The organism is Haloarchaeobius litoreus, from assembly GCF_024495425.1.
Taxonomy (GTDB): domain Archaea; phylum Halobacteriota; class Halobacteria; order Halobacteriales; family Natrialbaceae; genus Haloarchaeobius; species Haloarchaeobius litoreus.
Genome location: NZ_JANHJR010000001.1, coordinates 63,189 through 75,915 on the forward strand (window position 1 = coordinate 63,189; position 12,727 = coordinate 75,915).

Consider the following 12,727-nt stretch of genomic DNA (forward strand, 5'->3'; position numbering starts at 1 on the left):
ATCTTCAAGACCGGTCGGGCGGAACTTACAGATGTACTATGGATATTTCTGATATTGCGACCGAGGAGTTCATCGAAGTCGACGTGAAGACCCGGCTGGGGAAGGTCCGTTCCCTGTTCGAGCGGGAGAACCCGAAGGGCATCATCGTCACCCGGGATGGCGAGTACGACGCGGTTCTCACCGAGCGAGAGATCATCCAGTCGCACGTCGAGGACGACGCGAAGGTCGCGGCGCTGGTCAAGCCGAGCCGGAACGCACCGGCACCGAAGGTCGAGCGCTACGAGGACATTCGGGAGACGGCACGTGTCCTCGTCGAGGGTGGTGTGAAGGTAGCACCGGTGTTCGAGGGTGACAACCTCTGGGGCATCGTCACCGCGGACGCGATCCTCGAGGCTGTCATCGAAAACCTCGACGCGCTCGACGTCGGGCAGATCTACTCTGACGACCCCGTCACGGTGAACGACAGCGATGGCCTCGGGACGGTCGTCAACCTGCTCCGCGAGCACGGCATCTCGCGACTGCCGGTGCTGGACGACTCCGGCGGGCTCACCGGCGTCGTCACGACCCACGACGTCGCCGACGTCGTCATCCGCGGGATGACCAAGTCGACCCGGGGCGAGCGTGCCGGCGACACCGACCGGATGCTCGACATCCCGGTGTACGACATCATGACCAGTCCGGTCCAGACGACGACCCTCGGCGAGTCCGTCGAGGAGGCCGTCTCGCGAATGCTCGAGGACGACCTCGGTGGCCTGGTCGTCGTCGACCCGGAGGACGACGACCGGGTCGTCGGCGTGGTCACCAAGACCGACGTGCTGCGTGCGCTGACGTTCACCGAAGAGGAGCACATGGACGTCCAGATCACCAACATCTCGCTGCTGGACACGCTCTCGCGTGAGACGATCCGCGACTCGCTGACGGACGTGCTCGACAAGTACCAGAAGATGCAGGTGATGCACGTCCACGTCCGCTTCCAGCAGCACAAGGAGAAGCTCCGTGGCACGCCGCTGATCTACTCGCAGATCCGGGTGCGGACGACCGACGGGCAGGTCGCCGGCTCCGGCGAGGGCTACGGCGCGGAGAGCGCGTTCCGCGTCGCACTCGACAAGTTAGAGCGCAACGTCCTCGAGATGAAGAGCTACCGGTCCGACGAGGAGTACCGCGGCCAGCTCGCCCGGAAGCTCAACGAGCTGTAGGTCGGTCCCTGCGGGGCTGACCACCTCACCTCGACCAGCCGCTCACAGCTCGGTCGCTGCGATGCCGGCGTCCGTTATCTCGAACTGTATCGACTCACCGGCGGGTTTGGCTCGATGTTTCTCCAGCGTCGCCCGACGGTTCCCGCCGCGGAAGCGGTCGATGCGGACGACGGTGCCCATCCAGTGCTCCAGCGTGTTGCCGCCCAGCGCCCGCGTCCGGTCGCTGTCCGGGTCGCTGAACACCTGGTTGGTCAGCAACACGGCGAACTCGTGCCGGCGCGCGAGCGACAGCAGGTGGGTCACCTGTCTGCCGACCTTCCGGAGCGCGTCGCCGGCCTCGCCGTCCTCGCCACGCTTGAGCCGGTAGAAGCCGGTCGCTGAGTCCACCACCACGAGGTCCGCGCGCTCGGCGAACCCCTCGACGTCGCGGACGGCCTCCTCCTGCTCCTCGAAGTCGAGCGCCTCCTCGATCACGATGCGGTCCGTGATGTCGGCCAGCTCCTCGTCGGAGCGCTCGGCGCGGGCGCTCGCGACCTGCTCGAACCGGTCGAGCGAGAGGCCCTCGGTGTCGACGTAGACGACGGTGCCGCCGTTCGCGGCGGTCTCGACGGCGGTCACCAGCGCGACGTTGGTCTTCCCGGCCGCCGGTGGGCCGTACACCTGCGAGACGGTCCCCCGATCGAAGCCGCCGCCGAGGAGCCCGTCGAACGGCTCGTACCCGGTGGTGATGCTCTCGGTCACGTCTGCCCCTGGGGCGGCTCCGGATAAAAGTCCACGGAAGGCATTAAGCCCGCCCGCACGGAAGTTCGGGGAGTGATAGTCGTCGCGACGGCTGACTTCGAGCTGTACCACGAGGTCGTCACGGAACTGCGGGACCGCGGGGTGACGTTCACGACCGTCGAGCCGGGCGACCCGCTCCCCGAGCGGACAGACGTGGTCGTCGTCGGCGAGGACGAGGAGGTGGACACCGGAACGGACGGCGACCGCACCCCCGTTCACGTCGTCCGCGCGTCGCCCGACGCGCCGCGGCGCGCGGTCGACGCCGCGCTCGCGTATCTCCGCGGTGGCGACGGCCGAACCGTCGTCGGCGTCGACCCCGGTCGCAAGCCCGGCATCGCGGTGCTCGCCGGCGACACGGTCGTCGCGGCGTTCCAGGTGCCCCGCGACGACGCGGCCGCCGTCGTCAGGGCCGAGGTGGCCGACGCGGCCGACCCCGTGGTCAGGGTCGGCGACGGCGCGCGGCTCGACGGTGCGGCCATCGTCAACGAGCTGGAGGACGTGCGCGTCGAACTCGTCGACGAGACGGGAACGACGCCGTACCTCGGCACCGGTGCACGCGGAATGGGCGACGTGCTCGCGGCGGTGAACATCGCCCGTCTGGAGGGCGAGGTCGTCGAGAAGCGGGACATCGAACCGACCGCCGGCGAGCTCCAGATCATCAAGGACCGCTCGCGCGAACAGTCCACGGAGAACCGGGCCATCGACGAGGTGCTCGCGCGCAGGGTCGCCGCCGGCGAGCTGAGCATCGAGGAGGCCCTGGAGCGACACGCCGACCCAGACGAAGAGTAGGAGAGAGGGGACGAACCGCGAACGCCGGCCTCCGTGGGGTTTCCACCCCCCGGTCGGGCTGGCAGGTCGAGTTTCCCGGTCGGGCAGCCGGTCGCGTGTCGGCAGCGGCCGACCCAGTCAGCGGGCGGTCCAGTCGCAGTCGCAGCAGGCGGGCACGCCCTGCACGTTGACGAGGTCGCCGGTACACGACGGGCAGTCCGTGGTCACGGCGACACCGCCGTCCGCGATGGCGGTCGGCGTCCCGTCGGTCGCCTCGGCCTCCGCATCGTTCTCGGCGTCGGCGACGGGCGCTGCACGTCTCCAGATGCCGAAGTTGAACGGGTGGTGGTCGTAGATGGTCTCGCGCTCCCCGGTGGTGTCGTTCTCGGTGGGCATGGCCTCGTACCTATCAGGAGAACTCGTCCGCATTCCATATAAGGTTAGCTGAAAAAATGTATGGGGGGCTAAAGAGTATTAATATGGACTAAGGTGTGTGGCGATATGCCTATGTATGCATCATATGGCTGGGTGCGTGACCGTCACCCACGCCTCCAGCACGGGCATCACGAGGCCAGCAGGGTGTAGGGCGTATCGACCCGTCTCTCACGCGTCGTTACGGCGCAGTATCACGTCGCCGGCGGGTCCGCTGGCCCCGGTAGCAAAAGACATATCGGGCCACGAACCGGAGTGGACACCATCCCCGTAGCCTGAATCATGAACGAAGTTCAACTGGAGGTTGCCAAGGCGTACCCGAACGACTCGGGGCGCGGTATCGCCAGGCTCGACCCGGATACGCTGTTACATCTGAAGTTGAGTCCCGGCGACATCATCGAGATCGAGGGTGCAGACACCACCGCGGCCAAGGTGTGGCGTGCGGACCGGCAGGACTGGAACACCGATACGGTGCGCATCGACGGGTTCACCCGTCAGAACGCTGACGTTGGAATCGGCGAACGGGTGACAATCCGGAAGGCGGAGGCGACGAAGGCGGAGACGCTCGTGCTCGCACCGCCCGAGGAGGCGTCGGTGCAGTTCGGCTCCGACGCGGCCGGCATGGTCAAGCGACAGATACTGAAGCGGCCCGTCGTCGAGCGCGACATCGTCCCGGTGATGTCGAGCACGAACCACCCCTTCATGCGCTCGCCCGGCCAGGCCATCCCGCTCATCGCGGTCGAGACCGAGCCGGAGGGCGTCGTCCTCATCACCGAGGACACCGAGGTCGAGCTGCGCGAGGAGCCCATCTCGGGCTTCGAGAAGACCGGCGGCGGCATCACGTACGAGGACATCGGCGGACTCCAGGGCGAGATACAGCGGGTCCGCGAGATGGTCGAGCTGCCGATGAAGCACCCCCAGATCTTCAAGAAGCTCGGCATCGAGCCGCCCCAGGGGGTGCTGCTCCACGGCCCGCCCGGCACGGGCAAGACGCTGCTCGCGAAGGCGGTCGCCAACGAGACCTCCGCCAGCTTCTTCTCCATCGCTGGCCCGGAGATCATCTCGAAGTACTATGGCGAGTCCGAGCAACAGCTCCGCGAGATATTCGAGGACGCGAGCGAGGAGTCGCCCTCCATCATCTTCATCGACGAGCTCGACTCCATCGCGCCCAAGCGCGAGGACGTGACCGGCGAGGTCGAACGCCGCGTCGTCGCCCAGCTGCTGACGATGATGGACGGGCTGGAGGCCCGGGGCCAGGTCATCGTCATCGCGGCGACGAACCGCGTCGACTCCGTCGACCCCGCGCTCCGTCGTCCCGGCCGGTTCGACCGCGAGATCGAGATCGGCGTGCCCGACGAGGTGGGTCGCGAGGAGATCCTCCAGATCCACACGCGCGGCATGCCGCTGTCGGACGACGTGAACCTCTCCCACCTGGCCGACGAGACCCACGGCTTCGTGGGCGCGGACATCGAGAGCCTGACGAAGGAGGCCGCGATGAAGGCGCTGCGCCGGTACCTCCCCGAGATAGACCTCGACGAGGAGGACATCCCGCCGAGCCTCATCGACCGGATGATCGTCAAGCGCCAGGACTTCCGCGGCGCGCTCAACGAGGTCGAGCCGAGCGCGATGCGCGAGGTGCTCGTCGAGCTCCCGAAGATCACCTGGGACGACGTCGGTGGCCTGCAGGACGCCAAGGACAACATCGAGGAGTCCATCGAGTGGCCGCTGAACCAGGCCGAGAAGTTCCAGCGGATGGGCATCGACCCGCCGAAGGGCGTGCTGCTCTACGGTCCGCCCGGCACTGGGAAGACGCTGATGGCGAAGGCGGTCGCCAACGAGACGAACGCGAACTTCATCAGCGTGCGTGGCCCGCAGCTGCTCTCGAAGTGGGTCGGGGAGAGCGAGAAGGCCATCCGGCAGACGTTCCGGAAGGCCCGGCAGGTGGCCCCGACGGTCATCTTCTTCGACGAGCTCGACTCGCTCGCGCCCGGCAGGGGCGGCGAGATGGGGTCGAACGTCTCCGAGCGCGTCGTCAACCAGCTCCTGACCGAGCTCGACGGGCTGGAGGAGATGGGCGACGTGATGGTCATCGGCGCGACCAACCGTCCGGACATGATCGACCCGGCGCTCATCCGCTCGGGCCGGTTCGACCGCCTCGTGATGGTCGGCCAGCCCGACGTCGAGGGCCGCGAGCAGATCCTCAAGATCCACACCGAGGACACGCCGCTCGCGACCGACGTGAGCCTGCGCGAGCTCGCCGAGCTCACGGACGGGTACGTCGGCTCCGACCTGGAGTCCATCGCCCGCGAGGCCGCCATCGAGGCCCTGCGCGAGGACGAGGACGCCGAGTCCGTCGACATGCGCCACTTCCGTTCGGCCATGGAGAACGTCCGGCCCACCATCACCGAGGACATCCTCGACTACTACGAGCAGATGGAGGACGAGTTCAAGGGCGGTACCGCGGACGTCGGCCCGGACCGTCGCGGCGGCCGCATCGGCTTCCAGTAACCCTCTCATCGGCTTCCAGCAATCCTCTCCGTCTTCCGCGCCGACAGTGACGGCTACGGCCGCTGTCGCAGTGTGTCCTCCCGCCGTCGTCCGCAATCGGCAGACGCGCTTAAGTTCCTCCCCCGTTCATCTGGTACCAGAGCAGATGCCGTCGGAAGCACCCTGTCCGGTTCCCGGCTCGGCACCCGTCCGGGCGGACGAGCGCTATCGCCCCCTCCGTGACCCGCAGGTCATCATCCTCGTGCTCATCGTGCTGGGGACGTTCGCCGTGATGGTCGGCGGGCTCGGCACCGGCCCGCCCTTCGGCGACGACAACAGCTCGGACGGGCCGGTGTTCCCGTTCTACGACTACGACGGCCAGGAGCAGCCGGAGCCGGAGGAGGTCACCCTGTCCGCGGACCGGACGGTCGTCGACCCCGGCGGCTCCATCGAGTTCACCGTGCGGGCCGGCGACAGGGCGGTGGCCAACGCGACGGTGCAGGTCGCCGGACAGTCGGTCGAGACGAACCGGAACGGCACCGCGACGGTCCGGTTCGAGACGCCGGGCGAGTACACGGCGCGCGTCGTCGAGCCCGAGGCGGACAACGACACGGTCGCACGGCTCCCGCTCCGGGTCCGTCGATTCACCGTCGACCTGTCGACGTCGGCGTCCGCGAGGACCGTCGTCACCGGGGAGTCGCTTCGGGTGCAGATCACCCGTGTCGACACCGACGAGCCGGTGACCGGCCGGGTCGTCGTCGACGGGCGGACAGTCCGGACGAACGAGTCAGGCGTCGCCACGCTCTCGTTCGACACGGCGGGCGGGTACGAGCTGCGGGTGGAGAAGGAACGCACGGACACCGAGCGGTTCACCGCGGTCCGCATCCCCGTCTCGGTCGAGCGGCGGACGGTCGACCTGAACCTGACGCTCTCGTCGGACCGGACCAGCGTCGACGACCTCGTGACCGTCGTCGTCACGCGGGCCGACACGGGCGAGCCGGTGAACGCCTCGGTGGCCGTCGACAACCGGAGCGCCTGGACCGGCCCGGACGGGACCGTCCCGGTCGAGTTCGACGAGAGCGGGACGTACACGGTGTCGGCCTCGGCGCCGCGGACCGACGCGGTGCGGTTCGCCGACGGGACGGCGAGCCTCCACGTGCGGCCCCGGCTGGTCGGGCTCGACCTCGCGGTGAGCCGGACGACGGTACCGGCGGGCGAACGCGTGACGTTCACGGTCACCCGCGCGACGACCGGCGAGCCGGTCGCGGGCACCGTCGAGCTGTTCGGGACGCGCTACCTGACCGACGAGGACGGCCAGCTCCGCATCCGGTTCCAGGTGCCTGGCGACGTGTCCGCCGTCGCTCGCGCGCCCGAGACGCCACGTGAGCGGTTCCTCTCCGACCGGACGAACCTCACGGTCGTCGGAGCCGACTACGCGGTGACCGGGTTCGACGCGCCGGCGACCGCCGCGCACAACGGAACGGTCACTGTCGCCGCGACGGTGACGAACGAGGGCAACGCTCGCGAGCCCGAGACGGTGACATATCGAATCGGTGATGCGGTGCTCGCCTCCCGCACGGTCGACCTCGACCCGAACGGGTCGACCCGGGTCGAGTTCACGGTCGAGCTGTCGGACCTCCCGCCGGGCGAGTACGTCCAGACCGTCGCGGTGGGCCGTGATGCGGCGGAAACGGCCATCACCGTGACCGGGAACGAGTCCGCGACACGGCCGCCGGAGGCGTGGGGAAAGCGGATGCTAGAGACCAGTAATTAACGGCTACGTTCCCACCTGAACAAAAAACAGTTTCTGCTGGTTATAAGTTTCTGCGTCCGGTAGCTTCACTTGACGATGTCGGGCCAGTCCCTCCTGGGCCGCCTCCCCGAGAGTCCCATCGATAGCGTCTCCCGGTCGGTCCCCCGGTCCGTACGAATGGTCGGCTTCTGGAGCGCCGTCTCGCTCCCGGTCGTGAACCTCGCACTCCTCGTGTGGGGACTCGACAGCCCGCTCAAGACCGCCGCGTTCCTCGTGCTGCTCGCCTGGAACGCGCTCGCGCTGGTCGTCGGCAAGCGGTACGACCCCTGAGCGCGCTAGCTCGTGCCGAGCAGTTCGACCTCCCGCGCGACGGCGCGTCGTTTCACCACGATGAAGCCGGCGAAGATGACGACGAAGCCGACGACGGTGGCGAGCGTGATGGGCTCACGGAGCACCAGCCAGCCCGAAAGCGCCGCGAACACCGGCGCGACGTAGGAGACCATGTTTATCTCGACGGGACCGAGCCGGTCGAGCAGGTCGAAGTAGATCAGGAAGCCGACCGCGCTCGCGGCGACCGCGAGGTACGCCAGCGAGAGGACGGCGGTGAGGTTCCACTCGACCATCGCGAACGACTCCGAGGGCATCGCGGCGCTCAGGACGTGCATCAGCGCCGCGCCGAGCAGCATCGACCAGGCCTCCATCGTCTCGATGGGCAGACCGCCGTCGACCCGCCGGGTGAGCACGCTCCCGAGGGCGAACGCGGCGGCCGCACCGAAGACGAGCGACTTCGAGACGACGGCGTCGGTCAGCAGTCGCCCGGGGTCGGGGTTCATCAGGACGACGACGCCGACGAGCGCGAGGAACATCCCGAGCCACGTCGAGGCGGTCACGGGCTCGTTCGGCAGGAGCAGGCGGGCGAAGGCGGTCGTCAGCACGGGCGAGAGCGCGACGAGCACGGCCGCCGCGGCGCTGCTGACGGGGCCCGTCTCCCCGACGAACAGCAGCGCGTGGTAGGCCGCGATCATGAACACGCCGCCGATGGCGACCTCCATCCAGCCCGCCCGCGTCGTCGGGTACCAGTCGTCGACGGCGACGACGGCGTAGCCGAGCATCAGCACGCCCGCGATGTCGTACCGGAGCGCGGCGAACAGCACCGGCGGGATGAACTCGACGCCTGCCTTGATGGCCATGAACGCGCTCCCCCAGACGGCCGCCAGCAGCAGGAACAGCGCGACGTTGCGGTACCGGGACACGTCACGTGTGAGTGCATGGACGGTAACAGGGCTTTCCCCTCCGGGGAATTCGGCCCCAATCCATGCGTGTGGGTGTCTGACACAGCCGGTTGATTTATACGAACCCTCGTCTATACGTCAGTCATGGCCGCCCACGGCCGACCCGCATTGCGGGACCTGTTCGACGAGTCGCCGACGCCGCATATCGCCCACCCGCCCGAAACGCACCATCGAGACTTCTACGTGGCCACAGACGGTTCCTACAGAGACGACCGTCCCGGCGGGCTGGGTGCCGTCATCGAGACACGCGACGGCACGCGTGTCGCCCGCGTCGCGTCGTCCGACTCGCCGCCGGACAACAACGTCGCCGAGTACCGTGCACTCCACCTCGGACTCGACGTACTCGCCGCACGCGCACCACCGACGGCACGCGTCGGCATCCTCGTCGACCACGACGACCTCGCCGCGAACGTCAACAACGCACTGCTCGCGGCCCGGCACCCCGACTGGGAGCCGACGATGCGCCTCGACGTCCCCGACGCCAGCGTGAACCACTGGCGGGGTATCCGTGCCCGCATCTCCGGCTTCGCCGAGGCTCGCGCCGCACGCATCCACTCGGACCAGAACCCGGCGCACCCGCTGGCCAACGACCCGTCACGATACGGGCACGTCAACCGGGAGCCGGACCGCTGCGTGCTCCCAGAGCCCGTGGAGCCGTCGCGGACGACGGGGCCGCAGTACCCACCGCCGTCCCGCGCGGACCGCAACGCCTCGGACTAGAGCAGGCGTCGCTCGACCAGCCTGACCGTGTGCCGGTCGGCGATCTCGAGGACGACCCGCTCGCCCGCGTAGATCGGTCGCTCGACCAGCAGCGACCCGTCGACGCTCAGGTCGAACAGGTAGTCCGTGTCCTCGGCGAGCCGCCCCGAGAGGTAGGCCCGCTCGCCGTACTTCAGCTCTCGTGTCCGCTCGTGGACCGTCCGCAGACTGTCGTACAGCTGCAGCTGGAACCCCGCGTCGACGGTCCCCGAGACGGTCGAGAAGATCTCCAGTTCCGCCGCCGGCGTCGGCGTCGACGCCGCGTCACCGGTCCTCGCGTCCGTCGCTGGCGCGTCGTCGACCGTGAGCGCCGTGTCCGCGTCGCCGTCGTCGCCACTCGACGAGTTCCGGAGGGTGACGCCGGCACAGCCGGCGGCGGCGACCGACCCGGCGACGGCGAGGAACTGACGGCGCTCCATACCGGAGTGTACGGGTACACACCCAAAAGTGCGAAGAAAAGACAAACCGCTCTTTGAGATACCGGCCCGCAACTGTCAGGTATCGTACTCGATGGGGCGGTGTCGGTCACTTTCGCTCTGCTCCCGAAACCGCCGCGGCGACAATGTGATTCACTTCCGCCAGGGTGGCACTAAATGTCAGATATTGATATGTTCATTGGGCCAGATAACATTGAAGTCCCTCCGGAGCAACGGTGCTAAGGCACAGGCTACACACCACGCGAGGGGACGGGAGGATTAGGACACTACCGTCTTCTCCCTCCGACGGCATAAGCCTTGCCCACAGAGAGACATCGCTGTCCCGTCGGGAGGTGGCCACGCGGCAGCCAGCGTCACGCCGCGGAGTCACGACACCATGTCACAACACGACCCGCAACTGACCGACCGAAGACGGAAACACGGAACGGCGCTCGGACGACCTCGCACCCGCACTCGGCACCAGCCGGTGAGAGACGATGCCTAACTCCAGTATGCAGGAGTCCCAGCAGCGGTCCAGCCGGAGCGACGTGGACGCGCTGGACATGACGGAGTTGGCGGAGCAGCTCGAACAGGTCGGCGGCGAGGCGACCTCGTTCACGTACCGCGAGTGGCTGCTGCTCGCACCGGCGGCGATCGCCCTCACGTATCTGCCCCTGGTGCTCGTGTTCGGGCAGGAACTGCTCTACTCGACCCGCGGGGGCGAGCCCCACCTGCTCGGCTTCGGGCTCATGGCCGCACTCGTGGGCGTCGCGGCCACGGCGACGGGACACCTCTACGACGACGCGAAGCACGTCGCCGAGACGAGCGACTGGTCGCCGAACCCGATGCACTACACCGCGACCGGCACTGTAATCGTCACCGCCGCGCTGGTCGGCCGGGTCCTCCTGCTCGACGGGACCATCGCACGCCCGGCGGAGTTCGTCGGCGGCGTCGTCATCGTCTCGGTGCTGCTCTCCTCGGTCGTCGCCGGCCCGGTCTACGTGTTCCGGCGACGGCGTCGGCTGGAGTAGGGACACCCCGTCCGGGCCGGCTCACAGCACCGTCGCCAGTCCGAGCGGGAGCAGGAACAGGACGGCGAAGGCGAGGGCGACCAGCGCCCGGGCGAGCAACCGGCCGTGGCGTCGCACCCCGTACCAGTCCACGAGCCACTCCTCGACGGCGTCGACCGCCCAGATGCCGCTCGTCACGAAGAAGCGGAAGACGTGGACGACCAGGTCGCCCAGCTCCGCGAGCGCGCCGGCTGGCGACGTCTCGGCGAGGTCGCCGCCGCCGCTGGCGGACCGCCGGGAGCGTCGGCCCCGCCGGCCCGACTGATTCCCACCGGCAGCGCTCGCGCTCTCGTCGGCGACCGGCAGGTCGCTTCGCTCCGCGTCCGCAGCGTCGTCTTCGTCGGCCGGCCCCCCACCGGATGCGTCCTGCCGACGGGCACGTGCGACCACGTCGCCACCGATGGCCGGCAGCGTCGACCGGCCCTCCGAGAGGTCCGGCGTCGCACCGGCGTCGGCGGTGTGCTTGCGCCGGAACTGCACCCGCCGGAGCGACGGCTCCCAGTCGGCCATCACCAGCGCCTCACCGTCCGCGAGGGACTGCACGTCCTCGGCAGCCTCCGAGCCCGCGACGCGGTCGACGACCGCCGTGTCGTTGTCCCAGGTGAGCCGGTGCCAGACGAGCCAGTCGCACTGCGTGATGAAGTCCTTCGACACCGAGGCGGGGCGTTGCGAGAGCCCACAGATGCCAAGCCCGCGCTTGCGTCCGCGCTTGGCGATGCGGATCAGCGTCTCCGAGAGGTCGTCCGACCCGCCGCGCTCGGGCAGGAACTCGTGGACCTCCTCGACGAGCACGAGGTACGGGTGCCTGGCCGTCTTCTCCGCGGCGAACAGCGCGTCGAGCACGGCCTTCAGGAGCTCGTCGGTCTCCGCGCCGAGCTCCGAGACATCGAACAGGATGGGGACGTTCTCCTCGACCGCTAGCTGCGCGAGCGAGTCGGGCTCGACATCGCGCGGGTCGAGGTCGCAGTGCTCCCCGGAGCCCACGGTCAGCATCTCGTAGCGCTCGGCCAGCCCGTAGTACTCGGCGTCGGTGTCGACGACGAGCAGCCCGCGCCCGCGCTCCAGCAGCTCCTCGGCGACGACGCTCGCGGTGTTCGACTTGCCCGCGCCGGACTTCCCGGTGACGAACCCCCGGCCGGTGAGCACGTCCGCCGTCGGGAATCGGACGCTCTCGTCGTCTCCGACCGCCAGCCCGTCGTCCTCGTCGCTCATTCGCCGGTTGGTACAGGCCGGACCACCATAGGTTTCCCCCCGGAACCCTTTTCGACCCCGACCGTGTCGGCTCGACCATGCGGACGCCGAACTGGCTGGACGACCCCGTGCATCGAGCCGCCGTCTCCGTCGCGGCGTCGACCGTGCTCCTCACCCTCGCCATGGTCGGCATCCTCTCGTTCTCGAACGGGGGCAACGCCGGCGTCGGGGGCCGGCTCCCGGCGTACGTCTTCGCGGCGGCGCTGGCGTTCGTCGTCACGCTGTTCGTCCTCGACGACCCCGCGGCCGACGGTGTCCAGATCATCGTCGCCGTCGCCGGCATCTCCCTCGGCGTGTTCGGGCTGGTCGCACTCGCCGGCGAGGGCGTCGTCTACGCCGTCGAACACCCCGGCGACGTGTTCGTGCCCCAGCTCCTGCTGTACATCGCGGCCGCCGGGCTCGTCTGTACGGGCGTCGGCGTCTGGGGGCTGCGCCACTGGCGGGAGTTCACGACCGGCGCGACGGGCCAGGAAGACGTGGAGTAGCAGGCTCGCACCTCGTTCGCAAGAGCCGGTCGAAACGT

Annotated in this window: 13 protein-coding genes; 8 read left to right on the forward strand and 5 right to left on the reverse strand. The window is 68.8% G+C overall.

Going from position 1 to position 12,727, the window contains the following annotated elements:
- The first annotated feature begins 38 nt into the window (after positions 1–38).
- Positions 39–1,196: a CBS domain-containing protein gene (locus NOW55_RS00360; RefSeq protein WP_256398063.1), complete on the forward strand. Its 1,158-nt coding sequence runs from the start codon at positions 39–41 to the stop codon at positions 1,194–1,196.
- A gap of 42 nt (positions 1,197–1,238) precedes the next feature.
- Here the strand turns inward: NOW55_RS00360 and radB are convergent, their stop codons facing one another.
- Positions 1,239–1,937 carry a DNA repair and recombination protein RadB gene (gene radB, locus NOW55_RS00365; RefSeq protein WP_256398064.1) on the reverse strand — a complete coding sequence of 233 codons (699 nt, stop codon included), beginning with the start codon at positions 1,935–1,937 and terminating at the stop codon, positions 1,239–1,241.
- Between the two features lie 72 nt (positions 1,938–2,009).
- Between radB and NOW55_RS00370 the strand changes: the two genes are divergently transcribed.
- A complete protein-coding gene (locus tag NOW55_RS00370) occupies positions 2,010–2,765 on the forward strand; it encodes a hypothetical protein (RefSeq protein WP_256398065.1) in 756 nt (251 codons plus the stop codon).
- Between the two features lie 117 nt (positions 2,766–2,882).
- Here the strand turns inward: NOW55_RS00370 and NOW55_RS00375 are convergent, their stop codons facing one another.
- Entirely contained in the window at positions 2,883–3,140 is a 258-nt protein-coding gene (locus NOW55_RS00375; RefSeq protein ID WP_256398066.1) for a hypothetical protein, read from the reverse strand.
- 318 nt (positions 3,141–3,458) lie between these two features.
- On the opposite strand from NOW55_RS00375, the gene NOW55_RS00380 reads away from it, so the two are divergent.
- From NOW55_RS00380 to NOW55_RS00390, 3 genes are all read left to right on the forward strand, one after another.
- On the forward strand, positions 3,459–5,684 hold the full coding sequence (locus NOW55_RS00380; protein WP_256398067.1) for a CDC48 family AAA ATPase: 2,226 nt from the start codon (positions 3,459–3,461) through the stop codon (positions 5,682–5,684).
- A 145-nt stretch (positions 5,685–5,829) separates the two neighbouring features.
- A complete protein-coding gene (locus NOW55_RS00385) occupies positions 5,830–7,437 on the forward strand; it encodes an alpha-2-macroglobulin family protein (RefSeq protein ID WP_256398068.1) in 1,608 nt (535 codons plus the stop codon).
- Between the two features lie 75 nt (positions 7,438–7,512).
- Positions 7,513–7,746, forward strand: coding sequence for a DUF8028 family protein (locus tag NOW55_RS00390; protein WP_256398069.1), 234 nt, complete (start codon positions 7,513–7,515; stop codon positions 7,744–7,746).
- A 5-nt stretch (positions 7,747–7,751) separates the two neighbouring features.
- Here the strand turns inward: NOW55_RS00390 and NOW55_RS00395 are convergent, their stop codons facing one another.
- Entirely contained in the window at positions 7,752–8,669 is a 918-nt protein-coding gene (locus tag NOW55_RS00395; RefSeq protein WP_256398070.1) for a DMT family transporter, read from the reverse strand.
- Between the two features lie 123 nt (positions 8,670–8,792).
- Between NOW55_RS00395 and NOW55_RS00400 the strand changes: the two genes are divergently transcribed.
- Positions 8,793–9,428 (forward strand): ribonuclease H family protein, encoded by a 636-nt coding sequence (locus NOW55_RS00400; protein WP_256398071.1) that lies wholly within the window; start codon positions 8,793–8,795, stop codon positions 9,426–9,428.
- Here NOW55_RS00400 and NOW55_RS00405 read toward each other — a convergent pair.
- Positions 9,425–9,886, reverse strand: coding sequence for a hypothetical protein (locus NOW55_RS00405; protein WP_256398072.1), 462 nt, complete (start codon positions 9,884–9,886; stop codon positions 9,425–9,427). The two genes, NOW55_RS00400 and NOW55_RS00405, sit on opposite strands and share 4 nt — an antisense overlap.
- Before the next feature lie 494 nt (positions 9,887–10,380).
- Between NOW55_RS00405 and NOW55_RS00410 the strand changes: the two genes are divergently transcribed.
- Positions 10,381–10,914 carry a hypothetical protein gene (locus NOW55_RS00410; protein ID WP_256398073.1) on the forward strand — a complete coding sequence of 178 codons (534 nt, stop codon included), beginning with the start codon at positions 10,381–10,383 and terminating at the stop codon, positions 10,912–10,914.
- A gap of 21 nt (positions 10,915–10,935) precedes the next feature.
- On the opposite strand, the gene NOW55_RS00415 is transcribed toward NOW55_RS00410, so the two are convergent.
- On the reverse strand, positions 10,936–12,165 hold the full coding sequence (locus NOW55_RS00415) for an ATP-binding protein (RefSeq protein ID WP_256398074.1): 1,230 nt from the start codon (positions 12,163–12,165) through the stop codon (positions 10,936–10,938).
- Between the two features lie 77 nt (positions 12,166–12,242).
- On the opposite strand from NOW55_RS00415, the gene NOW55_RS00420 reads away from it, so the two are divergent.
- Positions 12,243–12,689 (forward strand): hypothetical protein, encoded by a 447-nt coding sequence (locus NOW55_RS00420; RefSeq protein ID WP_256398075.1) that lies wholly within the window; start codon positions 12,243–12,245, stop codon positions 12,687–12,689.
- Positions 12,690–12,727 lie beyond the last annotated feature (38 nt).